Origin of the sequence: Photobacterium rosenbergii (assembly GCF_033022775.1) — a bacterium.
Lineage (GTDB): Bacteria > Pseudomonadota > Gammaproteobacteria > Enterobacterales > Vibrionaceae > Photobacterium > Photobacterium rosenbergii_A.
Genome location: NZ_JAWJZI010000012.1, coordinates 82,101 through 106,133, shown reverse-complemented (window position 1 = coordinate 106,133; position 24,033 = coordinate 82,101). Strand labels below are relative to the sequence as shown.

At 51.1% G+C, this 24,033-nt stretch carries 20 protein-coding genes; 5 read left to right on the top strand and 15 right to left on the bottom strand.

The genetic code is table 11. From position 1 onward, the window contains the following. The first annotated feature begins 85 nt into the window (after positions 1–85). On the top strand, positions 86–1,615 hold the full coding sequence (gene mltF / locus R2X38_RS20715; protein WP_411185661.1) for a membrane-bound lytic murein transglycosylase MltF: 1,530 nt from the start codon (positions 86–88) through the stop codon (positions 1,613–1,615). 171 nt (positions 1,616–1,786) lie between these two features. Then, positions 1,787–1,936, top strand: coding sequence for a hypothetical protein (locus tag R2X38_RS20710; RefSeq protein ID WP_317524267.1), 150 nt, complete (start codon positions 1,787–1,789; stop codon positions 1,934–1,936). Positions 1,937–1,972: 36 nt separating this feature from the next. Here the strand turns inward: R2X38_RS20710 and tadA are convergent, their stop codons facing one another. Next, positions 1,973–2,521 (bottom strand): tRNA adenosine(34) deaminase TadA, encoded by a 549-nt coding sequence (tadA, locus tag R2X38_RS20705; protein WP_317524251.1) that lies wholly within the window; start codon positions 2,519–2,521, stop codon positions 1,973–1,975. 66 nt (positions 2,522–2,587) lie between these two features. Beyond that, a complete protein-coding gene (locus tag R2X38_RS20700) occupies positions 2,588–3,457 on the bottom strand; it encodes a LysR substrate-binding domain-containing protein (RefSeq protein ID WP_317524264.1) in 870 nt (289 codons plus the stop codon). A 201-nt stretch (positions 3,458–3,658) separates the two neighbouring features. Between R2X38_RS20700 and R2X38_RS20695 the strand changes: the two genes are divergently transcribed. Further along, positions 3,659–4,789, top strand: a complete 1,131-nt coding sequence (locus tag R2X38_RS20695) for an S-(hydroxymethyl)glutathione dehydrogenase/class III alcohol dehydrogenase (protein WP_317524250.1) — start codon at positions 3,659–3,661, stop codon at positions 4,787–4,789. Positions 4,790–4,798: 9 nt separating this feature from the next. Beyond that, on the top strand, positions 4,799–5,641 hold the full coding sequence (fghA, locus tag R2X38_RS20690; protein WP_317524249.1) for an S-formylglutathione hydrolase: 843 nt from the start codon (positions 4,799–4,801) through the stop codon (positions 5,639–5,641). A 72-nt stretch (positions 5,642–5,713) separates the two neighbouring features. On the opposite strand, the gene R2X38_RS20685 is transcribed toward fghA, so the two are convergent. The 4 genes from R2X38_RS20685 to guaB all read right to left on the bottom strand — a co-directional run bounded on the left by R2X38_RS20685 (position 5,714) and on the right by guaB (position 12,901). After that, a complete protein-coding gene (locus R2X38_RS20685; RefSeq protein WP_317524248.1) occupies positions 5,714–7,270 on the bottom strand; it encodes an AbgT family transporter in 1,557 nt (518 codons plus the stop codon). Between the two features lie 402 nt (positions 7,271–7,672). Continuing rightward, entirely contained in the window at positions 7,673–9,232 is a 1,560-nt protein-coding gene (locus R2X38_RS20680; protein WP_317524247.1) for an AbgT family transporter, read from the bottom strand. Between the two features lie 507 nt (positions 9,233–9,739). Continuing rightward, a complete protein-coding gene (guaA, locus tag R2X38_RS20675) occupies positions 9,740–11,323 on the bottom strand; it encodes a glutamine-hydrolyzing GMP synthase (RefSeq protein ID WP_222552286.1) in 1,584 nt (527 codons plus the stop codon). A 114-nt stretch (positions 11,324–11,437) separates the two neighbouring features. Beyond that, the gene (gene guaB, locus R2X38_RS20670) at positions 11,438–12,901 is read right to left on the bottom strand and encodes an IMP dehydrogenase (RefSeq protein ID WP_317524246.1); all 1,464 of its coding nucleotides are present in this window, start codon (positions 12,899–12,901) and stop codon (positions 11,438–11,440) included. A 269-nt stretch (positions 12,902–13,170) separates the two neighbouring features. On the opposite strand from guaB, the gene xseA reads away from it, so the two are divergent. Continuing rightward, entirely contained in the window at positions 13,171–14,556 is a 1,386-nt protein-coding gene (gene xseA, locus R2X38_RS20665) for an exodeoxyribonuclease VII large subunit (protein WP_317524245.1), read from the top strand. A gap of 152 nt (positions 14,557–14,708) precedes the next feature. On the opposite strand, the gene R2X38_RS20660 is transcribed toward xseA, so the two are convergent. The 9 genes from R2X38_RS20660 to pilW all read right to left on the bottom strand — a co-directional run bounded on the left by R2X38_RS20660 (position 14,709) and on the right by pilW (position 24,001). Next, positions 14,709–14,933 (bottom strand): zinc ribbon domain-containing protein, encoded by a 225-nt coding sequence (locus R2X38_RS20660; RefSeq protein ID WP_317524244.1) that lies wholly within the window; start codon positions 14,931–14,933, stop codon positions 14,709–14,711. 405 nt (positions 14,934–15,338) lie between these two features. Next, entirely contained in the window at positions 15,339–16,214 is an 876-nt protein-coding gene (locus R2X38_RS20655; RefSeq protein WP_411185659.1) for an alanyl-tRNA editing protein, read from the bottom strand. Positions 16,215–16,302: 88 nt separating this feature from the next. Beyond that, positions 16,303–17,805 carry a ribosome biogenesis GTPase Der gene (gene der / locus R2X38_RS20650; RefSeq protein ID WP_222552288.1) on the bottom strand — a complete coding sequence of 501 codons (1,503 nt, stop codon included), beginning with the start codon at positions 17,803–17,805 and terminating at the stop codon, positions 16,303–16,305. A 181-nt stretch (positions 17,806–17,986) separates the two neighbouring features. Continuing rightward, the gene (gene bamB, locus R2X38_RS20645; RefSeq protein WP_317524242.1) at positions 17,987–19,144 is read right to left on the bottom strand and encodes an outer membrane protein assembly factor BamB; all 1,158 of its coding nucleotides are present in this window, start codon (positions 19,142–19,144) and stop codon (positions 17,987–17,989) included. Positions 19,145–19,154: 10 nt separating this feature from the next. Continuing rightward, positions 19,155–19,766 carry a YfgM family protein gene (locus R2X38_RS20640; protein WP_317524241.1) on the bottom strand — a complete coding sequence of 204 codons (612 nt, stop codon included), beginning with the start codon at positions 19,764–19,766 and terminating at the stop codon, positions 19,155–19,157. A 13-nt stretch (positions 19,767–19,779) separates the two neighbouring features. Next, the gene (gene hisS / locus R2X38_RS20635) at positions 19,780–21,048 is read right to left on the bottom strand and encodes a histidine--tRNA ligase (RefSeq protein ID WP_317524240.1); all 1,269 of its coding nucleotides are present in this window, start codon (positions 21,046–21,048) and stop codon (positions 19,780–19,782) included. A 102-nt stretch (positions 21,049–21,150) separates the two neighbouring features. Further along, a complete protein-coding gene (gene ispG, locus R2X38_RS20630) occupies positions 21,151–22,266 on the bottom strand; it encodes a flavodoxin-dependent (E)-4-hydroxy-3-methylbut-2-enyl-diphosphate synthase (protein ID WP_317524239.1) in 1,116 nt (371 codons plus the stop codon). Between the two features lie 12 nt (positions 22,267–22,278). Further along, positions 22,279–23,253, bottom strand: a complete 975-nt coding sequence (gene rodZ / locus R2X38_RS20625) for a cytoskeleton protein RodZ (protein WP_317524238.1) — start codon at positions 23,251–23,253, stop codon at positions 22,279–22,281. Beyond that, on the bottom strand, positions 23,243–24,001 hold the full coding sequence (pilW, locus tag R2X38_RS20620; protein ID WP_317524237.1) for a type IV pilus biogenesis/stability protein PilW: 759 nt from the start codon (positions 23,999–24,001) through the stop codon (positions 23,243–23,245). The genes rodZ and pilW overlap by 11 nt, the downstream gene beginning before the upstream one ends. Positions 24,002–24,033 lie beyond the last annotated feature (32 nt).

Here is a 24,033-nt window from a genome sequence, read left to right as displayed (position 1 = left end):
CCAAAGCGCTGGGATTATTTTGCGGTTCGGTCAAGCTTTGGTATAAAGGACGTCCTATTTTTACCAAGGGCGTACCTCGTTGAGTATTCTTCGACCGAATTCAAGTATCAAACATTTTATTGCCTTACTATTGAGCGTTTTGGTTCTCAATGGCTGCCTGTGGCAAGAAGAGCCCCTGTCCGATCTTGAACGAATCCGCGAGGAAGGTGTACTGCGAGTGGGTACGCTCAACAACCAGCTCTCATATTATATCGGTAATGAAGGCCCAACCGGTTTGGACTACGAGTTGGCCCGCCGCTTTGCCGACAAGCTTGGCGTGAAGCTGGAAATGAAAGCCATGTTCACCTTATCAGGCCTGTTCCCTGGCCTAGAACGCGGCGATGTCGATATCCTTGCTGCCGGTCTGACCATGACCGATGAGCGCCTTGCCGATTTCCGTGCCGCTCCGGCTTATTACTACGCCAGCCAAAAAGTGGTGTACAAGAAAGGCCAGTGGCGACCTCGCAGCATTGAAGACTTAGCTGAGAACAAAGGTACACTTGCGGTGGTCAGCGGTTCAAGCCACGAAAAGACCCTACTAGCACTCAAGCTGGATCACCCAAGCCTTGAGTGGCAATCTCAGGAAGAAATCGACAGTGATGAGCTTTTGCGCCAAGTTGCTGAAGGAGAGCTCGACTATACCCTTGCCGACTCGGTAGATATTGCCCTCAACCAACGCATCCTGCCGGATGTGACTACCGCTCTTGAGCTTACCGAAGATGAGCCGATCGCCTGGTTTGTCAACCAAGGCAATGATGATAGCCTTTATGCGCTGCTGATCGAGTTCTTCGGTGAAATCCAGCAGAGCGGTGAACTGGCCAAGCTAGAGGAAAAATACTTAGGTCACGTCGACAAATTTGATTATGTCGATACCCGCGCCTTCCTGCGTGCCGTTGAAGGCAAACTTCCACAATGGAAAGACTTGTTCAAGCAGTATGCCAACGAATTTGACTGGCGTCTGATTGCCGCCCTTTCCTATCAGGAGTCGCACTGGAATCCACGCGCAGTGTCACCAACCGGTGTACGCGGGATGATGATGCTGACCCTACCGACCGCGCGTTCGGTGGGCGTCAAAAACCGACTGGATCCGGAGCAGAGCATCCGCGGTGGTACCGAGTACCTGCGCAAGATGATCAACCGCATCCCGGACAGTATCGAAGAACACGAGAAAGTATGGTTTGCCCTTGCCTCCTACAATGTCGGCTTCGGCCATATGATGGATGCACGCCGTCTGACCCAGTCGCAAGGCGGCAACCCAGATGCATGGAGCGATGTTAAACAACGTTTGCCACTGCTTCGCCAACGCAAGTACTACAAACAGACCCGCTATGGCTATGCACGCGGTGACGAAGCCCTGCACTATGTGGAAAATATCCGCCGCTACTACCAGAGTATCATCGGCTATGAGCAAACCCACAGCCAGGGGCCTCAACTTGAAGACATTGAGCTGATTGATGGCCTGCACACCATTACGCCAGCAGCTACAGCTGACACGCTTGCCCAGCAGCTAACGGCTGATGCCGAGGCGCAAGTTATGCCAGAATCGGCAGCACCAAACAAAACCGCCAGCAATTAATTCGCCTTATCCTCCCCCCTGCTCAGGCAGGGGATCTTGCTCACACCTTTCTGTTCTTATCTGAAATAAATGATCGCAAAGCGTGACCGCTATCGTTAGAGAAAGGAAGGGGATCAGAGATACTAACTCTATAACCTCGCTACCCCGAGCAGTTCTAAAGGAGGAGGCTCTATGCACTTTTCAAAGAAAAAAACTATCAGCAACATGCGCAAGCGAATGGCGTCAGCAGCCACCCGCCGCAAACGGCTCAATGCCAATATCCGCAAGAAGATCCTGTGGCGCCAGCGCAGCTACATCATCAACAGTTCAGCAGGGATATAATTTCCCCCCTTGTTCCTTCGCCGGGGAGAATGAGTCTCAGGATGGCTTATCTTCAGCTTGCTGCAAGGCTTGCTGACGGGCTTTCTTTTCCGCCTTTTTCTCGGCCCGGCGACGCTTGAAAAAAGCCTGCAACTGCTGGCGGCACTCGTCGGCCAACACCCCAGACTCAATAGCGACATGATGGTTGACCTGTTCGTAACTGAGCAGGTTCATGATACTGCCCGCCGCCCCGGTTTTGAGATCGTGGGCACCAAAGACCACTTTGCCAATCCGGCTATGGACCATGGCACCAGCACACATCGGGCATGGCTCAAGAGTGACATACAAGGTGGCATCTATCAGTCGATAGTTCTGCAATACCTTGCCGGCTTGGCGCAATGCCATAATCTCGGCGTGGGCGGTCGCATCATGCTGGGTGATCGAGCGGTTCCAGCCTTCTCCGACTACCTGCCCCTGGTAGACCACCACTGCACCGACCGGCACCTCACCATCAGCCTCAGCACGGGCTGCGAGCTCCATGGCGCGGCGCATGAAATCTTCGTCGCTGTAATCATGAAGGGCTTGTGTAGTGGATGACTCGGTCATGGAACAAATACTCTCTGTGGCTTGAGGCCGCTGATTATACCCAAATGCTTGTAGGATGCGAGGGCGCTACGACAAAGAATCAGCCAAGAAATCCACCAGCAGCCTGACCTTGGGTGATAGATGGCGGTTATGGGGATACAGGGCCCAAATGCCCTCTTCCGGCTCGCGGAAGGTATCCAGTACCGTCACCAGATCCCCCTTTGCTAAATCATCGCTGATGTAATAGTCCGGCAATTGCACCAAGCCCAGCCCTTTAAGGGCAGCATCACGCAAGGCATGGCCACTGGCACAACGCAACTTGCCGTCAACTTTGACACTGCGCTCTTTGCCCGCCTCTTGGAAGCGCCAGTGGTCATAGTTTCCCACCAGGCAATTATGATGACGAAGCTCGGAGAGCGAATGGGGTACACCGTACTTTTCCAAATATACCGATGATGCACACACATACTGGGTACGGCTGGCAAGGCGCTTAGCCATCATGGTCGAGCTACTGAGCTTGCCGAGGCGAATAGCCAAGTCATAACCACCTTCGACCAAATCCACCGTCTGGTTGGTCAAAATCATTGTTACATCGACCTCAGGATACTGCTGCATAAAATCGACCACCAATGGCATAATGTATTGTTCGCCATAGGTCACCGGTGCCGTTAGCTTCAGGCTACCCTGTGGGGTATCACGCCGATCACTGATCGCCCGCTCCGCCTCCTCAAGCCCATCCATTAGCCGGCGGCAGTGCTGGTAATAGATAGTTCCCTCTTCGGTCAACGATACCTTACGGGTGGTCCGGTAGAACAACTTGGTATTGAGCCTGTTCTCCAACGCACTGATCTGGCGGCTCACCTGAGCGGTAGATATTCCAAGCTGTTTGGCTGCGGCGGTAAAGCTCTCCGCTTCCGCCACCGCGACAAACTCACTGACCCCTTCCCACAAAAACATATTCACCATTATTACCTGACAGAAAAAGTTATTTGCATTGTAGGGTAATTATCACCATCAAAGAAATAAATATACTAAGCCCATCACAACGAGGAAGCGGAGCCAGCAATCTCTCCGCCTTCGTTAGAAATCTCTCCTACTGTTAAAGCAACCGTAGGAACAGCAAAGGGCCTTGCCCACCTAAGATAAGAGAGAAATTAAATGTCTGAGCAATTTATCAAATCCAAAGCGGCTATTGCATGGGGTCCAAACCAGCCACTATCGGTAGAGGAAGTTGATGTGATGCTGCCGAAAAAAGGCGAAGTGTTGGTTCGCATCATCGCAACCGGTGTCTGCCACACTGATGCCTTTACCCTGTCTGGTGATGATCCAGAGGGGATCTTCCCGGCGATCCTTGGCCACGAAGGCGGCGGTATTGTTGAAATGGTCGGCGAAGGCGTGACCAGTGTTGAAGTGGGCGACCATGTTATCCCGCTCTACACGCCAGAGTGTGGCGAGTGTAAATTCTGCAAGTCAGGTAAAACCAACCTATGCCAGAAGATCCGCGAGACCCAAGGTAAAGGCCTGATGCCAGACGGCACTACCCGTTTCTACAAAGATGGCCAGCCAATCTTCCACTACATGGGCTGCTCGACATTCTCTGAGTACACGGTACTGCCAGAAATTTCACTGGCGAAAGTGAACAAAGAAGCGCCTCTGGAAGAAGTTTGCCTACTCGGCTGTGGGGTAACCACCGGTATGGGTGCCGTGCTGAAAACCGCCAAAGTACAAAAAGGCGATACCGTTGCAATCTTTGGGCTGGGCGGCATTGGTTTGTCAGCCATCATCGGCGCAACCATGGCCGGTGCCAGCCGTATTATCGGTGTTGATATCAACGAGAGCAAATACGCCCTAGCCAAAGAGCTTGGTGCGACCGATTGCATCAACCCAAATGACTACGACAAACCTATCCAAGAAGTCATTGTCGAAATGACCGACGGTGGCGTGGACTTCTCGTTCGAATGTATCGGTAACGTCAACGTGATGCGCTCAGCACTTGAGTGCTGCCACAAAGGTTGGGGCGAGTCGGTGATCATCGGTGTTGCCGGTGCTGGCCAGGAAATCTCTACCCGTCCGTTCCAGTTGGTAACCGGCCGAGTATGGCGTGGATCTGCTTTCGGTGGGGTGAAAGGGCGTTCTGAGCTGCCTGAAATTGTTGAACGTTACATGGCCGGTGAATTCAAGCTTGATGACTTCATCACCCACACCATGGGCCTTGATGATATCAACAACGCTTTCGACCTAATGCATGAAGGCAAGAGCATCCGCTCTGTGATCCACTACGACAAGTAATGAGACCCCATGACTATTGAAAACGTAAGCTGGAACAAAAGCTTTGGTGGCTGGCACAAGCAGTATACCCACCACTCCGCTGTACTGAACTGCGATATGCGCTTTGCCATTTTCCTACCGCCGCAAATCGCCCAGGGCACTAAGGTACCTGTGCTTTACTGGCTATCGGGCCTCACTTGTACCGATGAGAATTTCATGCAAAAAGCCGGGGCCCAGCGCTTGGCGGCTGAGCTTGGCATCGCTATTGTCGCACCGGATACCAGTCCTCGTGGTGAAGGCGTTCCGGATGATCCTGGAGGTGCCTATGACTTTGGTTTGGGTGCCGGCTTTTATGTCAACGCCACCCAGGCGCCTTGGAACCGCCACTACCAAATGTACGACTATGTGGTGCATGAACTACCGGCTTTGATCGAGGAGCACTTCCCGGTCAGCAACAAGCGGGCGATCAGCGGTCACTCAATGGGCGGCCACGGAGCATTGATGATTGCCCTGCGCAACCCGTCACGCTACAGCTCGGTTTCGGCGTTTAGCCCGATCAGCAATCCGATCAACTGCCCTTGGGGTGAAAAAGCGCTGGGTGGTTACCTCGGTGAAGACCGAACAAGCTGGCTGCAATACGACACCACTGAACTTCTCAAGCAAAGCCAGCAACCGGTACCAGCGCTGGTTGACCAGGGCGATCAGGACAGCTTCTTAGAAGAGCAGTTAAAACCAAGCGTACTGGCAGAAACTGCCCTGGGCGTTGACTACCCGCTAGAGCTACGTATGCAGGAAGGCTATGACCACAGCTATTACTTCATCGCAAGTTTTATCGAGGATCACCTACGCTTCCATGCCCAGCACCTGCAGTGAGTTAGCATTCACGGCTCATAACAAAAAACCCCGCACAAGCGGGGTTTTGTTTACCTAACAAGGTACGTTTGGTTAGAAGCCTAGCGGAATATTGAAGGCAAAGAATGCAATCAATACCGAGGTCCACACCGTCAGGAACGCGACCGAGTAAGGTACCATCATCGCAATCACATCACCGAACGACAGCTCAGGCTTGTATTTACGCATGAATGCCAGGATAACGCCCGCGTAGCTCATCATTGGTGTGATGATGTTGGTTGAAGAATCCGCTACACGGTAAGCCGCAGTCACAAGATCCGGGGTCATGTTCGGGTTTACCTGGTACAGCATCGGCACAAAGATAGGGCCAAGCAGCATCCACTTCGACGTCAACCCCCCCACAAACAAGTTGATAACTGCTGTGGTCAGGATGAAGCCGATGATCAGCAGGATCGGGAACTGCTGCAGACCAAGCGCACTCAAGAAGGTCGCACCTAGGTAAGTCACATACGTACCCAGACCAGAGAAGCCAAGTAGTGCCAGGAAGTTGTAACAGAAGAACGTCAGTACCAAAATGTATCCCATGGTATTCATCTGCGTAACCATCGCCTTCACCACATCCTGCAGTGATTTGAACTTACCTGTCGCCACACCGAAGAAGATACCAACAACCGCAAACACCATCGCAATCAGCAGGATCACGTTGTCTAGGTAAGGCGTTACTTCACGGCCTGCTTCGTTGGTGTAAGTAGCTAGAGGGCCCATTGCCAAGCCAACCACAGCAGCCAGTGCAATGATAAGGCCTTGGCCTGCCGCACGAAGACCTTTGTTTTCAGCGTCCGTCACCTGGAAGTCATTCAGGTTAAGATCTTCCGGTAGCTGGTAAGACATTTTCTCAAGGCGAGGTGCTACAAAACGAGTCGTTACCCACGCACCAAGACCAGCAAGCAGGAAGGTTGACGTGAAAATAAAGAAGTAGTGCATGGTCGCTGGGTTGATTGGCTCACCTGCGGCCGTCTCAAACGGAATACCTTGCGACTCGGCAAAGATACGCGCGTTGGCACCCAGAATAACGTCAACTGGTGTAGCCGGGATCAAGTTGGCACTGAAACCCGCCGATACACCTGCAAATGCTGCCGCCATACCGATCAGTGGGTTCTTACCTAAACCTGCATAAAGAAGACCAGCAAGAGGGATAAGGATCAGGTAGCCCGCATCTGTTGCAATCGAACTCATGATACCTAGGAAGACCACTAAAAGCGGCAAGTAGCGATCATTGATACGCAGACCAACTTTCTTAATAACAGCCGATAACAAACCTGAGTTTTCCGCGATACCAACACCCAGCATCACAATAAGGATCACGCCCAGTACACCACCACCGAACGACAACCAGTTAGTTAGCAGTGCGTTGTCAAACATCCAGCGAACATTTTCTGTCGCCATCATGTTTTTGATGGTGTGAGTGACAGAGCCGCCGTCTGCGCCTGTGATATCAAACTGCAGGCCACCTATGGCTGCGGTCAGCACCAGACAGAACACAAACAGTGACATGAAGATGATCACTGGATCAGGGATTTTTTTTCCGGCGCGCTCGATAAACGCGATGATGCCTTTCTGCGAAGGCGGGCTAGAAATGGTCTCACTCATAATCGTACTTCCTTAATATACCGATTGAGTTTTTGATGTTGTGTTTTCAGATGAAACTAACAAATCATTTCAACTGAGTAAAACCACTAAAGATGTTTAAAATCAGACTAATACACCAACACAAGCAAAATGATAAGTATAAGATCCCGTTCAGCCACCGTTAAGCAACACTCAAATCCCGTACTAATGAGTTAGTACAGAATTTAAATTTTGCAAAATTAAATTTCAATTAATACAATAAAATCAGAATTAACAATCAAATAACAGTTAATTATTGATAATACCAATACAAACCCACCTTTTAACAACATAAAATCCCGACAAGGTATAACAAAAACTTGCCTTGCCAGCATAAAAAAGCCCCGCAGTGCGGGGCTTCAATATCATTTGGGACTTCAGCTCTTACATGCTGTAGGTGTAAGGCGCCTGGATACCTAGTGGGATACCAATTGCCCAGTAAACCAGTAGGAAGATAGTCCAGCCAATTAGCATCGCAATCGAGTAAGGCATCATCATAGAAGCCAGAGAACCGATACCAGAGCTCTTCACGTAACGCTGCATGTATACAACAACCAGTGGGAAGAACACCATCATAGGAGAGATGATGTTAGATACTGAGTCACCTACACGGTAAGCCGCCTGAGTCAGCTCAGGAGAGATACCCACAGCCATTAGCATCGGCACCATGATTGGACCGATCAGGGCCCACTTCGCAGATGCTGAACCCACTAGCAGGTTAACAAAAGCAGTTAGCAGGATCATACCAACGATAGTCACCTGGCCCGGTAGGTTCATTGCCTGTAGGAACTGAGCACCAGAAAGCGCTAGCAGTGTACCTAGGTTCGACTGGGTGAAGGCAACCAGGAACTGAGCGATGAAGAATGCCATTACCATAAAGCTACCCATGCTGCTCATTGTCGCAGACATAGACTTGATGACGTCATCGCTTGCCTTGAACGTACCAGCAACGCGGCCGTAAACCACACCAGGGATCACGAACAGGATAAAAATAAGCGGTACGATAGACTGCATAACAGGCGCGTCAAACGCTGTGATTTCACCTGCTGGAGAACGCAGAGGAGAAGACTCAGGGATCAGAGACAGGAACAACACGGCAATACCTGCCATCATTGCCCAGCCCGCGCGCGAGAAAGCTTTACTTTCTAGCTCAGTGAATGAACCCATGTCCGGCGCTTCTTCAGCATCTTCGTCAATAGGCGTCTGAGATAGGCGTGGTTCGATGATACGGTCAGTGATGTACCAACCAATGCTCACGATTAGTAGTGAAGACAGACCGGTGAAGAATAGGTTTGAAAGTGGGTTAACAACATATTCAGGATCTAGGATATTTGCTGCTTCCTGAGTGAAGCCAGCCAAAAGTGGGTCGATACCTGAAGGGATGAAGTTTGCTGCGAAACCACCGGATACACCAGCGAAAGCAGCTGCAATACCTGCTAGAGGGTGACGGCCCGCGGCGTGGAAGATGATACCACCTAGAGGGATAACCAGAACGTAGCCCGCATCAGCAGCAGTGTGCGATACGATAGCAACCAGGATCAGCACTGGTGTGATGAATTTAGCTGGCGTAACATTCAGCATTTTTTTAAGGCCAGTGTTGATGAAGCCCGATGCTTCTGCAACACCTACACCCAGCATTGCTACCAGGACAATACCCAGAGGTGCAAAGCCAGTGAAGTTTTTCACCATTGTCGCAAGGAAGTTTGCGAACGCTTCGCCTGTCAGCAGGTTGTTAACTTCTACTGCTTGGCCAGAAACCGGGTGAATTAAACCAAATTCGAACTGAGAGAAAACTGCAGACAGAACCCATACAAGGATCAGTCCCCAGAAGAAAAGCAAAGCAGGATCTGGGATCTTGTTACCTGTTCGCTCAATAAAGTTAAGAAACTTATTCATCGCGCTTGGCGATTCATTAGGCGTCTTATTGACAGCTTGATTGCTCATGGGAACTCCATGGTCATTAGTGATGTTGTAAATTTGCGGCGTTAGATTGTCGTTGTATCGCCGTCAATCCGATTTTTCTGCAACAGAAAAATCCTGCGGCGAATTGTAATGAAAAGTTCAAACAAAAACGCACGAACCACCACGAATTCGAGAATATAAACAATACCATATTGTAATGAAATATTAATACAAAACATTACACCAACAAGCACGTTACAAGCCCACCCCTAAAGCACAACAATACTTTCATTTATATGAATTATTTTCAGCACTACTCCTTGGTAGCCCATAAAGCCATCGATACCCTGCCTGCTATTTGTTAACAGCAAGCAGATGTCACAGCGAGCATAGAAGGTAATTTTACCCGCCAACAACAGGTACCTGATCCCTGCCATATAAAAGCAATATTCCACAGGCATGACTACAGTGTAGCCAAAAAAAAGAAGCACCCGAAGGTGCTTCTTATTGTCCATTTCAGCTAAACAGGGCTTGGCGTTAATGCCAGGATTATTCCCACTCGATCGTTGCTGGCGGCTTACCAGATACGTCGTAAACAACACGAGAGATGCCGTCTACTTCGTTGATGATGCGGTTGGAAACTTTCCCCAGGAAGTCGTATGGCAGGTGTGCCCAGTGCGCAGTCATAAAGTCGATAGTCTCTACCGCACGCAGTGATACAACCCAGTCGTATTTACGGCCATCACCCATTACACCTACAGAGCGAACCGGTAGGAAAACAGTGAATGCCTGAGAAACCTTGTGGTACAGATCCGCTTTGTGCAGCTCTTCGATGAAGATAGCATCAGCACGGCGTAGCAAATCACAGTACTCTTTCTTCACTTCGCCCAGTACACGTACACCCAAGCCTGGACCTGGGAACGGGTGGCGGTATAGCATGTTGTAAGGCAGGCCAAGCTCAAGGCCAATCTTACGCACTTCATCTTTGAACAGTTCTTTTAGCGGCTCAACCAGGCCCATTTCCATGTCATCCGGCAAACCACCTACGTTGTGGTGAGACTTGATAACGTGCGCTTTACCTGTCTTAGAGGCTGCTGATTCGATCACATCTGGGTAGATAGTACCCTGTGCCAACCATTTAGCATTTGACAGCTTTTTCGACTCTTCATCGAATACATCAACAAATACGTGGCCGATGATCTTACGCTTAGCTTCAGGCTCAGCTTCCCCCGCAAGGGCATCAAGGAAACGGTCTTCTGCTTTAACATGAACAATGTTCAGGCCGAAATGGTCGCCGAACATTTCCATCACCTGCTCACCTTCGTTAAGACGAAGTAGGCCGTTGTCGACGAACACACACGTTAGTCGGTCGCCGATCGCACGGTGGATAAGCATCGCAACAACTGACGAGTCAACACCGCCAGATAGGCCTAGGATCACCTCATCGTCACCCACCTGCTCTTTGATACGGGCAACTGCATCGTCGATGATGTTGGCAGACGTCCACAGCTTCTCACAGCCACAGATGTTAAGAACGAAGTTCTCGATAATACGCATCCCCTGGCGAGTGTGCGTCACTTCTGGGTGGAACTGCACGCCGTAGAAGCGCTTCTCTTCGTTCGCCATGGCCGCGTAAGGACAGGTCTCGGTTTCGGCAACCTTCACGAAGTCAGACGGGATCTCTACCACTTTGTCACCGTGGCTCATCCATACGTCTAGCAGCGCTTTGCCGTCATCGGCAATCGCATCTTCGATATTCTTGAAGAAAGCAGTTGGCTCAACCACTTTCACCTGAGCATAACCAAACTCACGCTCTGTAGAGCCAGCAACTTTACCACCTAGCTGCTCGGCCATAGTCTGCATACCGTAGCAAACACCGAATACAGGCACACCGGCTTCGAACACATATTGCGGTGCGCGAGGTGAACCTTCTTCGGTCACACTTTCAGGGCCACCAGAAAGGATGATGCCGTTAGGGTTGAAATCGCGAATATCCGCTTCATCAACGTCCCAGCTCCATAGTTCACAGTAAACACCAATTTCACGGATGCGACGTGCAATAAGCTGGGTGTACTGAGAACCAAAGTCCAGGATCAGGATACGCTGGTCATGAATATTTGTGGTCGTGGTCATTCGAGCTGTCTCAAAAAATAATTGAAAGGTGGGGGCATAAAAACGCCCCCGATCTTATACAAGTTTCGCGTTTAGGCAAACGTTTTCGTCAGTTGCTGGTGCAGCTGATGAAAATTAACCCAAGCGGTAGTTAGGTGCTTCTTTAGTGATCGTCACGTCGTGTACGTGAGACTCATTCAAGCCAGCACCTGAAATGCGGACAAATTCAGCTTTAGTACGAAGTTCTTCGATAGTCGCAGAACCTGTTAGGCCCATGCTTGAGCGCAAGCCACCCATTTGCTGGTGAACGATCTCTTTCATGTGGCCTTTGTAAGCAACACGGCCTTCGATACCTTCAGGAACCAGCTTGTCAGCCGCGTTGTCAGTCTGGAAGTAACGGTCAGAAGAACCTTTAGACATAGCGCCCAGTGAGCCCATACCACGGTAAGATTTGTAGGCACGGCCTTGGTACAGCTCAACTTCGCCCGGTGCTTCTTCAGTACCTGCGAACATTGAACCAACCATCACACAAGAGGCGCCAGCAGCAATCGCTTTACACATGTCGCCAGAGAAGCGGATACCACCGTCAGCGATAACTGGGATACCGTACTGGTCCGCAACGGCAACTGCATCAGCAATCGCGGTAACCTGAGGGACACCAACACCGGTAACGATACGGGTAGTACAGATTGAACCAGGGCCGATACCGACTTTGACAGTACTTACACCGGCTTCGATAAGGGCACGGGCACCTTCAGCAGTTGCCACGTTACCACCTACGATTGGTAGGTCAGGGAAAGCTTCGCGAGTTTCGCGGATACGCGCTAGCACACCTTCTGAATGGCCGTGTGAAGAGTCAATAAGCAGTACGTCAACGCCAGCTTCAACCAGGGCTGCAACACGCTCTTCGTTACCAGCGCCAGCACCTACAGCTGCACCGACGCGCAGACGGCCACGCTCATCTTTACACGCGTTAGGCTTACGTTCTGCTTTCTGGAAGTCTTTAGCTGTGATCATACCGCGAAGCTGGAAGTCATCGTTGACTAGCAGTACTTTCTCTACACGGTGCTGCTGCATGATAGCTTCAACTTCTTCACGTGACGCGCCCTCTTTGGCCGATGCCAACTTGTCTTTTGGCGTCATCACTTCTTCAACCTTAAGAGAAAGGTCAGTAACAAAACGAACATCGCGGCCTGTGATAATACCAACAAGCTCATTGGTATCAGAAACAACAGGGTAACCGGCAAAACCATTTTCGATAGTCAGGCGCTTCACGTCTTCAATCGTGTTATTAGGCTTCACGGTTACAGGCTCAGAAACCACACCGGCTTCGAACTTTTTCACCATGCGAACTTCATTGGCTTGCTGCTCAATAGACATGTTCTTGTGGATGAAACCAATGCCGCCTTCCTGGGCAAGGGCAATTGCCAGGCGACCTTCTGTCACGGTATCCATTGACGCAGACACCATAGGGATGTTCAGCGTAATGTCTTTCGTCAGGCGGGTGCGCAGATCGGCAGTGTTAGGCAGTACAGTTGAATGGGCTGGAACCAGCAGGACATCATCGAAAGTCAAAGCTTCTTGTTTGATTCGTAACATTGCAATATCTCACACCAAGTAAAGGTTTAAAGAAGGATAAAATATTGCGGACGAATTATACGGAGGATGCAATCGATTGGCTAGACTTTTTTTAATTTTTTTAATTGACAAAAAACTCTTGATGTGTAGTATATATCGGTTAAGTATCCGGTGCTGCGGTCAGCATATTACGACCAAGATCTGTCCATAGATCTGCCTAGGCCCTTTTAACCTCGTCCTAGCCCCTGTCAACCGCACACCTTCGCCTTCCAAAACAGGTATCTTGTCTCGTGACGTTATTTGCTCAACAGAACCAGACCAATGACCGTATCTACACTGTTTCCAGCCTTAATGCCCAAGTCCGTTTGATCCTTGAAAACGAAATGGGTGTCGTCTGGCTGGTCGGTGAACTGTCGAATCTTTCCATGCCCGTCTCCGGCCATTGGTATTTCACCCTCAAGGACTCCCGGGCCCAGGTCAAATGTGCCATGTTCAAAGGCAGCAACCGCCGTGTGACCTTCAAACCCACCAACGGTACCCAGGTTTTAGTCAAAGCCCGCCTGTCACTGTACGAGCCTCGCGGCGACTACCAGCTGATCATCGAGAGCATGCAACCGGAAGGCGACGGCCGCCTGCAGCAGCAGTTCGAGCAGCTGAAAATGAACCTGGCCGCCGAAGGCCTGTTTGCCCAGACACTCAAGCAACCGCTGCCCGAGCAGCCACAGCGGGTCGGTATCGTGACCTCGAAGACCGGTGCCGCCCTGCACGATATCCTCAATGTCCTGCAGCGCCGTGATCCCAGCTTGCCCGTTGTCATATATCCAACCATTGTCCAAGGCGAAGGTGCAGCGATTTCGATAGCCCAGGCTATTGGCCGTGCCAATGCCCGCCGTGAGTGTGATGTGCTGATTGTCGGCCGTGGCGGTGGTTCGCTGGAAGATCTGTGGGCTTTCAATGAGGAGATCGTGGCAAGGACTATTGCCGCCAGCCAAATCCCAATTGTCAGCGCCGTCGGCCACGAAGTGGATGTTACTATTGCAGATTTCGTCGCCGATGTCCGTGCCCCGACCCCTTCGGCAGCCGCAGAGCTGATCAGCCGTGACATGGGCTTCCAGACCCAGAAGATCAGCCAGAAAGTACAGCAGCTCCAGCATGCTATGCGCCATTATCTTGCGGGCAAGCAAGCACAGACAGTCAGGCTGCAGCACCGCCTTGATCGCCAGCACCCACAGGTTCGCCTCAACCAGCAGCAACAACAGCTGGATGAGCTGGCAGGCAAACTTGAACTCGCGATGAAGCAGCGACTTAACCGCCACCAGCAGCACCTCGACCGCAACAATTACAAACTGGTGCTTAACTCGCCTGCCAACATTGTCCAGGCCCAGCAAAACCGCCTCGAACGCCTACAACAAAGATTGCAGGACGGTATGGACCGGCGCCTGCTCAATGCCAGCCACAAACTGGCGATGGCAGCAGAAAAGCTGGAAACGGTCAGCCCGCTGGCAACCCTGGGGCGTGGTTACTCGATCACCCGCAACAGCAGGGGACAGGTCATCCGCAGTGCCGAGCAGGTCAAGCAGGGTGATAACCTGAGGACGACACTTGCCGACGGGGAAATTCATTCCACAGTATTGGAATCAGTTTCAGATTGCAATGCAAGTCAATCAACGCAGTAATCCATAAAGCTAAAGGCATACCACATAACCAAAAATGCCGCCTAATGAGTGACACTAGGCGGCATTTTTATTGCTCTGCTTGATGGCTCAGCCCGATTGCTCAGCTCGAAAGCCATATAAAATTCAATCTATGGCGTTTCCGGTCATCCCACTCAAGCTTTGTCGAACTGGATTCTGACTCGCGATTTGGACTTCAATTCATTGCATGTATTGCAGAAGTAGCTTGCTGCCCCGCATGCCTGGAGCTTTTCCAGTTCAGCATCGCAATCAGGGCAAAATGCCGTCTTGATAAACGTCAGGCTACATTGTCCGCAACGGTACTTCCCGTCCTGCCACTCGAGCTCTTGGCTACAACTAGGGCAAATATTCTGGCTCATAATCTCTCCCTTAATCCAACTGTCCCCATGATAACTTAACCGAGCCCCCTGCACTCTTGATCCAACTCAGCAACGGCTAACGTGGGTTGTCCTCCAACAAGACTGCGTATCTTGATCGTACTTCAAACTGTTGATCAACGCCAAAAGCCATGCTGATCAGCGATCAGCCAGCAAAAGAACATTTATCAATACACATCCCGAAAGCATAAGTTACATGTTCTGTTTTTCAATTTTAAACGATATTAATATCTATCACTTTCGGTTTTCAGCCATACGATCCAGCAAATCATAAAATCAGCGCAAAAGGATCGAAAATCTGTCGCCAAAATATCACATTACACTTAAGTAGTTAAAATTAAATCACTTTTATAGAAACGTAAGACTTAAATCCTTATCGACAGCCGATCATGCAGGTTGACTATGGGTAAGCATGATCAGTTCCTGTTCATTGATTAGCTGGAATTCAACCCGCAGCACCGCATATTCTGCTAGTGAGCGGACATGAGTACCACCACAAGGGATTTCTACCACTTCCCCTTCTTGCAAATCACAGCGCCAGTAGCGGGAATCGGTGAGCGCTTGCCCTTCCCTTCGCATATCTACCTGATAGCCCGACTCACACCATGCAGCCAACTGCCGGTTGATTTGCTCGGCTATTGCAGGCAAGGCTGCAATCATATCGGCGGCATTGAGCCCGCGCTTGCGCAGGGTTTTACCGATACGGTAAGTGTCTGTGCTGCAGTCTTCCGTTACCCTGCTCTCTGTCTGGGCATAGCTGTGGAAGTCATAATGGCCCAGCTCATCCTTACGCGAGGCGTCTTTACGCCAGAAATCATGATGCAAGACTTTGTTCAAAGCCAGGGATGACAAGTGGCCGCCACTGTGGCCGCGGCTCAATGCCAACTGATAGTGCTCATCGACATTCAGGGTGATTTTGCTACCTGCAGGAAGATCTACCGTTTCAGCCAACTGGTGAACGACCACAAATACCCACCCCGGCGTATCGCGTTTCACAGGAATGTCTGCGCCAACACAAAGTTGCCCGCTTTCCTGCTCTACGGCACCCACGAGGCAATCAACCACCTCATGCACTTGGCTATTAACGACCAATGTTCCGCGATCGGCGGGATGATCTGGCCAGATATGGCTGACAGGATGAAAAGGCGTACGGTCGGTAACCACATAACACCCTCGTTCTGGGTGGGTGGCAATCAATTGAATATTGGCTTCGCATTGGTAAACACGTTCTGGGAACAGAACCTGGGTCGCACTAATCACTATGGGGATATCCTTACTGCTCGATAGAAAATCGATAATAACAAAAACCCGGCCAAGGGGCCGGGTTTGTCTATGCGGTTTGACAGGTTAATTAGCTGTCACGGTCACGGTTTTTCAGCGCCGTTGCCAGACGCTTACGCTGGCGCTCCTGAGAAACGGTCAGTTTCTGCTTCTTGGCTTCGAACGGGTTATCGCTGCTCTGGAACTGGATACGGATTGGGGTACCCATCATTTCCAATGACTTACGGTAATAGTTCATCAGATAACGCTTATAAGAGCCCGGCAGTTCATTCACCAAGTTACCGTGAATAACGATAATCGGCGGGTTGTAACCACCTGCGTGCGCATACTTCAGTTTCACACGGCGGCCACGGATCATCGGTGGCTGGTGATCGTCCTGTGCCATCTGCATAATGCGAGTCAGCATTGAGGTGCTGATACGCTTAGTTGCAGACTGGTAGGCTTCCTGTACTGATTCGTACAAGTGGCCAACACCTGTACCATGCAGCGCCGAGATAAAGTGGATACGGGCGAAATCAACAAAACCCAGACGGCGGTCTAGCTCAGACTTCACACGCTCTTTGACTTCGTTATCCAGACCATCCCATTTGTTCACGGCAATCACCAGTGAACGGCCCGCATTCAGGGCAAAGCCAAGCAAGCTCAGATCCTGATCAGAAATGTTTTCACGGGCATCGATAACCAGCAGGACAACGTTGGCATCTTCTACCGCTTTAAGGGTCTGGATCACCGAGAACTTCTCGACCGCTTCGTGCATGTTCTTACGACGGCGGATACCCGCCGTATCAATCAGCACATACTCCTGGCCTTCGCGCTCCATCGGGATGTAGATAGAGTCACGGGTGGTGCCCGGCATATCGTAAACAACCACACGCTCTTCACCCAGAATACGGTTAGTCAGCGTCGACTTACCCACATTCGGACGACCGATGATCGCCATCTTAATTGGCTGCTCCTGCAGGCGCTTGTAAGCCGCCTCAGCATCCGCTTCAGACAGGTTGGCCTTCTCGATATCTTCTACCGATGTCAGATCTTCGATGAAGACTTCGTCGCTGTCTTCCTCGGCTTTGGCCTTGAGGTCGTCAGCAAATGGCGCCAACGCACGCTCCATCAGCGCAGTCACACCACGGTTCTGTGCTGCAGCAATCTGGTACATACCGTCCATACCCAGCTTCCAGAACTCGGCACAGGCACTGTCTGCATCGATGCCGTCGATCTTGTTCACCACCAGGAAGGTTGGCTTTTCGCGGCTGCGCAAATGCTTGGCAATTGCCTCGTCTGATGAAGTCAGACCCGCACGACCATCAACCAGGAACAGAACAACATCGGCTTCTTCGATAGCGGCCAGTGATTGCTCGGCCATTTTGGTTTCGACGCCTTCTTCAGTACCGTCGATACCGCCAGTATCAATCACAATAAATTCGTGCTCTTCGAGCTCAGCCTTACCGTATTTACGATCCCTTGTTAGGCCAGGAAAGTCAGCTACCAGCGCATCCCTTGTGCGGGTAAGACGGTTGAATAACGTCGATTTACCCACGTTTGGGCGCCCGACAAGGGCAACAACAGGAATCATAAGTACCTCTTACTTTTCATAGTCTTAATGACATATTTTCCATTCATTCTTGCCTCCAGCCAGGCTACCAGCCTGCACCTTCATCCGACAATAATATCGCGAACGGATATAACAACAACGGCCCCTGACTGTGTCCACAGCAGGAGCCGAGAATAATAATGGCGCGTATTATAGCGGCAAATTAAGGCATTTGCATTTTGTTAATACGCCCATCTCGAGTGATCACCAAGTAGCCATCGCTCATCCGGACTGGCGGTACCGCAATACCACTGCCGTCTGTTTCCTGCTGGGCGACAAAGTCACCACTGTATGGATCAATCCAATGCAGGTAACCTTCGCTATCACCAACAACAAGGTAACCGTTGATCACAGCGGGTGCGCTGAGCAAACGGTGTTCCAGCTGACTGTTAGACCACAGCTCCGTGCCGCTTCGGGTATCAACCGCAACAACATGGTCTTTATCTGTGATCAAATATAGCTGACTACCGTCAATGGCAAAGTCAGTGGCCGAGGAATAGTTACGTTTCCACGCCGGCTGACCGGTACGCAGATCGATCGAGACCAAGCTACCGTTGAAGCCAAGGGCAAACAAGCGCTCACCGTCGATAACCGGCGACGCATCGACATCAACCAAACGGTCGATTTCAGTACCGCCTTTCGGTGAACCGATAGGTTGCTGCCACAGCATCTGGCCATTGCCCATCAAAGCACCCGCCAGACGGCCGTTGGCCTGCCCCCAGAATACACCACCAGAAATAGAAACTGGCGAGCTGTCACCTCTAAGGGTCAGCGTCGGCAGTTCACTACCTAGCTGCCAGCGACTTTCACCGGTATCGGCATCCAGCGCCTGCAAAATACCACGGCTGGTATTCACAACGACCAAACCTTCATCAACCAATGGTTTGGACAGGACTTCGCCTTCTACCGTCTGACGCCAAGCGACTTCACCGGTTTCCTCATCAAGGGCAATCACCTCGGCATTTTCAGAGCCGATAAACACCTTGCCGTAAGACAGGGAAATACCGCCCGCTAATCTTGCTGAGATATCCCCTTCAAGATCCTGCTGCCAGATTTCCGAACCCGTATCCGGATCCAGTGCTTTGACGAGACCGGTACGGTCAGCGACAAACACCTTGCCGTAACCCACCGCCGGGCTGAGCTTGGAGAAGAAGTGGCCGACACCATCCCCTACCTTGCTGCTCCAACCCTGTACTGGGGTAAACGTGTTTTCTACCACCGGCAATGGAGCCATCTGGATGGTATCTTCCTCGCTGGCACAACCAGCAAGGAGACCGACAGCCAAGGCGACCGAAATAGCTTGCTTCAACACCTTCTGCATACGCTCTACCTTATTGTGCCAAGTCGTCTAGCTTGATCTGCAAGGCTGGAGAGGCACCTAGCTGCTGTGCGCTAACATATGCTTCACGCGCCGCTTCAGTCTCACCCTTTTGCAGCAGAACATCGCCGCGTAGCTCAGCAACCTTGGCCGCCCAGCTCTCAGCCGTCACTTTGTCCAGCTCAGACAGCGCCTGGTCAAAGGCATCCTGCTCGGCGTAAATACGCGCCAGGCGGGTTTGGGCAATAGGAAGAATCGCCACATCTTGGGTGTTGGCGATAGCCCAACTTAGCTGCTCAGCCGCTGCATCCAAGTCACCGTTATCAACCTGCGCTTTGGCCAGTTGCAGTGACGCAAGTACAGAATACTGGCTGCTTTCATGGGCTGCGATAAACGCCTGCACATCAGCAATGGCAGATTCGCTACCACTTTCCAGGCGGTTAACCACCTGAGTGTATGCATCAGATGCCTGTTCCTTGGCTGATTGAACTTCCGACTGGTAATAACGCCAGCCAAACAGACCCCCCAAACCAATCACAGTACCGAGAACAACGGCTTTTCCGTTTTCTTTCCACCAAGCCTTTATCTGTTCAACTTGTTGTTCTTCTGTGATATTGCCGTCCACTTCCTGTCCTCTCTTAAATCAATTCGGCCAGCTTTGCTGCCACTTCGTCTTGCGCCATAGTGGTTTGCTCACCGCCGCGAAGATCTTTCACTACCACGGTATTCTCAGCGATTTCGTTCTCGCCCAATACCAGTGCAACTGCCGCGCCGACATTGTCAGCACGCTTGAATTGTTTCTTAAAGCTACCACCACCGAAATGGCTCATCACACGTAGGCCAGCCACTTCTTCACGCAGCTTCTCAGCCAGCTTCATGCCTGCCATCATAGTGCCTTCACCAGCAGTCACCATGTAGACGTCAACCGGACGACGTACATCAGTCAGCTCTAGGGTTTCCATCATAAGCACTAGACGCTCAAGACCCATCGCAAAACCCACAGCTGGTGTCGCTTTGCCACCTAGCTGCTCAACGAGGCCATCGTAGCGGCCACCGCCACATACGGTACCCTGGGCGCCAAGGCTTTCAGTGATCCACTCAAATACAGTGCGGTTGTAGTAATCCAAACCACGAACAAGACGTTCATTTACTTGGTATTCGATGCCTGCAGCGTCCAATAGTTCACACAAACCGGTAAAATGTTGTTTTGACTCATCACCCAAGTAGTCAGATAGCTTAGGTGCATCGGCCAATACTTCCTGGATAGCCGCATTTTTGGTATCCAATACACGAAGCGGATTGGTGTGCATACGGCGCTTGCAGTCTTCATCCAAAATCTCGATGTGCTGCTCAAGGAACGCCACCAGGGCCTGACGGTAGTTGGCACGATCGTCTAGAGAGCCGATAGAGTTCAGCTCAAGGCGAACATGCTTGTCGATACCCAGCTCACGCCACATACGGGCTGTCATCATGATCAGTTCCGCGTCAACATCCGGGCCATTCAGGCCGAACACTTCCACACCGAACTGGTGGAACTGGCGGTAGCGGCCTTTCTGCGGACGCTCGTGGCGGAACATAGGGCCGGTGTACCACAGACGCTGTTCCTGATTGTACAGCAGACCATTCTGGATCCCCGAGCGGACACAGCCAGCAGTCCCTTCAGGACGCAGAGTCAGGCTGTCGCCGTTGCGGTCATCAAATGTGTACATTTCCTTTTCAACAACATCCGTTACTTCACCGATTGCCCGACTAAACAAATGCGTCGACTCAACGATTGGCATACGGACTTCACTATAACCGTAAGCGCTCACTACTTGTTTAATGGTCGATTCCACTTTCTGCCAAAGTGGAGACTGGGTTGGAAGGCAGTCGTTCATGCCTCGAATTGCTTGAATTTGTTTCGCCACGTTTATTCTCGTTAACCGATGGGGAATGGAGTTGAATATATAGGTTATAACGCAAATAGTGAACCGCCCTAACGCGAGTCAGGGCGATTCTCGTCAATTTCGTTATTTTTCTGTCACATCAATGCGGTTTGCTATATCCAGCATTGATGCTTTAGCGCGGATTTTAGCTTCCAGCTGTTCGATAACATTGTCGTTGTCGAAACGCTCTTTCTGGCGCAAGCCATCTTCATAAAACGCGCTCTTACGGTTGCCGCCGGCAATGCCCAAATGGGAAACTTCTGCTTCACCCGGACCATTAACCACACAACCAATCACGGAGACATCCATAGGTACTGTGATGTCTTCCAGTCGCTGCTCAAGCTCGTTCACGGTGCCAATGACATCGAATTCCTGGCGTGAACAGGTTGGGCAGGCAATAAAATTAATGCCGCGAGAGCGGATACGCAGTGATTTCAGAATATCAAAGCCCACTTTGATTTCTTCAACCGGATCGGCCGCAAGCGATACACGCAAGGTATCACCGATGCCTTCTGACAACAGCATACCCAGGCCTACCGCGGATTTCACTGCACCGGCACGTGCACCACCGGCTTCGGTGATACCCAAATGCAACGGCTGCTTGATCTGCTGGGCTAGCTTGCGGTACGAGTCTACCGCCAGGAACACATCAGATGCCTTAACACTGACCTTGAACTGGTCGAAGTTGAGGCGATCCAGAATGTCCACATGACGCATTGCCGATTCCACCAAGGCATCCGGCGTCGGCTCTCCGTATTTCTGCTGGATATCTTTTTCCAACGAGCCACCGTTTACACCGATACGGATTGGGATGTTCTTGTCACGAGCACAGTCCACTACCACACGGATACGATCTTCACGACCGATATTACCCGGGTTGATACGCAGACAGTCTACGCCGTATTCCGCCACCTTCAGGGCAATACGGTAGTCGAAATGGATATCAGCCACCAGCGGGATATTCACCTGCTGCTTGATTTGCTTAAACGCCTCGGCCGCATCCATGGTAGGCACAGAAACACGGACGATATCAGCACCGACATTTTCCAACGATTTGATCTGGGCAACTGTTGCCGCCACATCGGTGGTACGGGTGTTGGTCATGGACTGCACCGCAATAGGTGCACCGTCACCGATTGGCACATCACCGACATAGATTCGGGTGGACTGACGGCGTTTAATTGGAGACTCGTTATGCATTACATCTACTCTTTACTGCGGCAGTTTCAATCGCGCCACTTTTCCTGCAGGGTACCTGCTCAAATCAACAGGCTCACCTTTGTAGCTCATGGTTACAACGCTCGGTGCACCCAGCACCACGCGGAAAGGTTCATTGCCATCGAGTTTAAGGACATCACCGGCTTTCTTGATACCGGTATCCAAACGGCGGCCATTGGCATCGCGGATATCAATCCAGCAATCACCGGTAAAGCTCAGTTCAAGATCCGAGCTTGCGACCACGGTTTCGTCTTCCGATACCACGTCGCTCAATTGCTCGGCGGCCAAACTGTCGGCACTGTCTACATCTGTATCTGCCAGCTCTTGCGGCTCGGTAAAGCTGTCTTCGAAGCTTGCCTGCGGCTCAGCTTCAATCTCTGGCAGCTGGACAGGTTCGGCTTCAACCGTGGTCACAACGCTTGCAGTGTCCTCGGCACCCGGCTCAGACACGGTTGTCAAAACCGTGGAAGTCGAACCGTTACCGGCATTGGCAATTGACTCGTCCAGCGCCTGGACTTCAGCCGGAGCCGCTGTAAATTCGGCTTCAGGGTTCATCTGCAGGCTCTGCCACCACCAAATACCGGTAAGGCCAATAAACAAGGCACCCAGTACCCAAGTCAAACGCATGATTCGGTTATCGTGCGCTTCACGCTTGGTGCGACGCGAAAAGCTCTGCATTTCCTGCTCTTGAGGTTGAGCATGACCCTGCTGGTCTAGCTTGGCCAGAACCACGGCCTCATCCAGACCGACAAATTTGGCATAGGAGCGCACATAACCACGGGTAAATGTGGCTAGCTGTGCTTCTTCGAAATGGTTGTTTTCGATATCACTGACAACCGAGAGGCGGAGCCTCAATCGGCTTGCAACATCCTTCTGTGAATAGCCTAGCTTCTCTCGAGCCTGACGCAGCATATCCCCTGGAAGAATGATTTCCTCGGTTGATCGTTCTTCGTTCTGTTCAGTATTCATTGGCTAGATAGTTTTGATATTGCTGAGAGTTAGGGAACTGAGCTTTGAGAATGCCAGCATATTTATCCGCTTGGCTATCTTGGCCAGCCTGCTGTTCAAGCTGGATCAACAGCCATAGGCTGTCGGCTTTGTACCCGTATCTCTTGTTAAATTTAAACAGCCTGACGCGGGCTTCCTTGAAGTTCTGCGCCTCAATATCCAACTTCGACAGCTGCAGCATCGACTTGCCCCGATAAGGGTCATAAGCCAAGGCTTTATCGAAATAGCCCCGAGCTTGAGGTTGATTACCCTGCTCTAGGCTACACAACGCCGCATTTTCATAACTGGCCGAAGTCAGGTAATAATATGGTTGCTTGATGGCGCTCTCAAACTGATCGATCGCCTCATCATAGCGCCCCTGACTACACAAGAATACACCATAGTTGTTTCTTACATCGCCATTTTTTGGAGAATATTTCAGTGCTTGACGGTAAATTTTTTCCGCCGACTCTGGTTCATCCACCCGCTGGTAATAATAAGCCATGGCATTTTGTGCCCGGTAATAACGGGGAGCATACTGCAGGGCAAGCTCAAAATTATCACGTGCCCGCTGCCATTGCCCTTTTTCCAAATACCCCAACCCAAGGGTCACTCTGGCTTCTGCAGCCTCTACCTTGTTGACACTCTGGGGGGCTTTGCCAGTCTCATCGACGGTAACACAACCGGCCAAAAAACTACACAATAATAGGCACTTCTTCCATTGCACCATCCCAATCCCACCTTAATATCCATATTAATGTG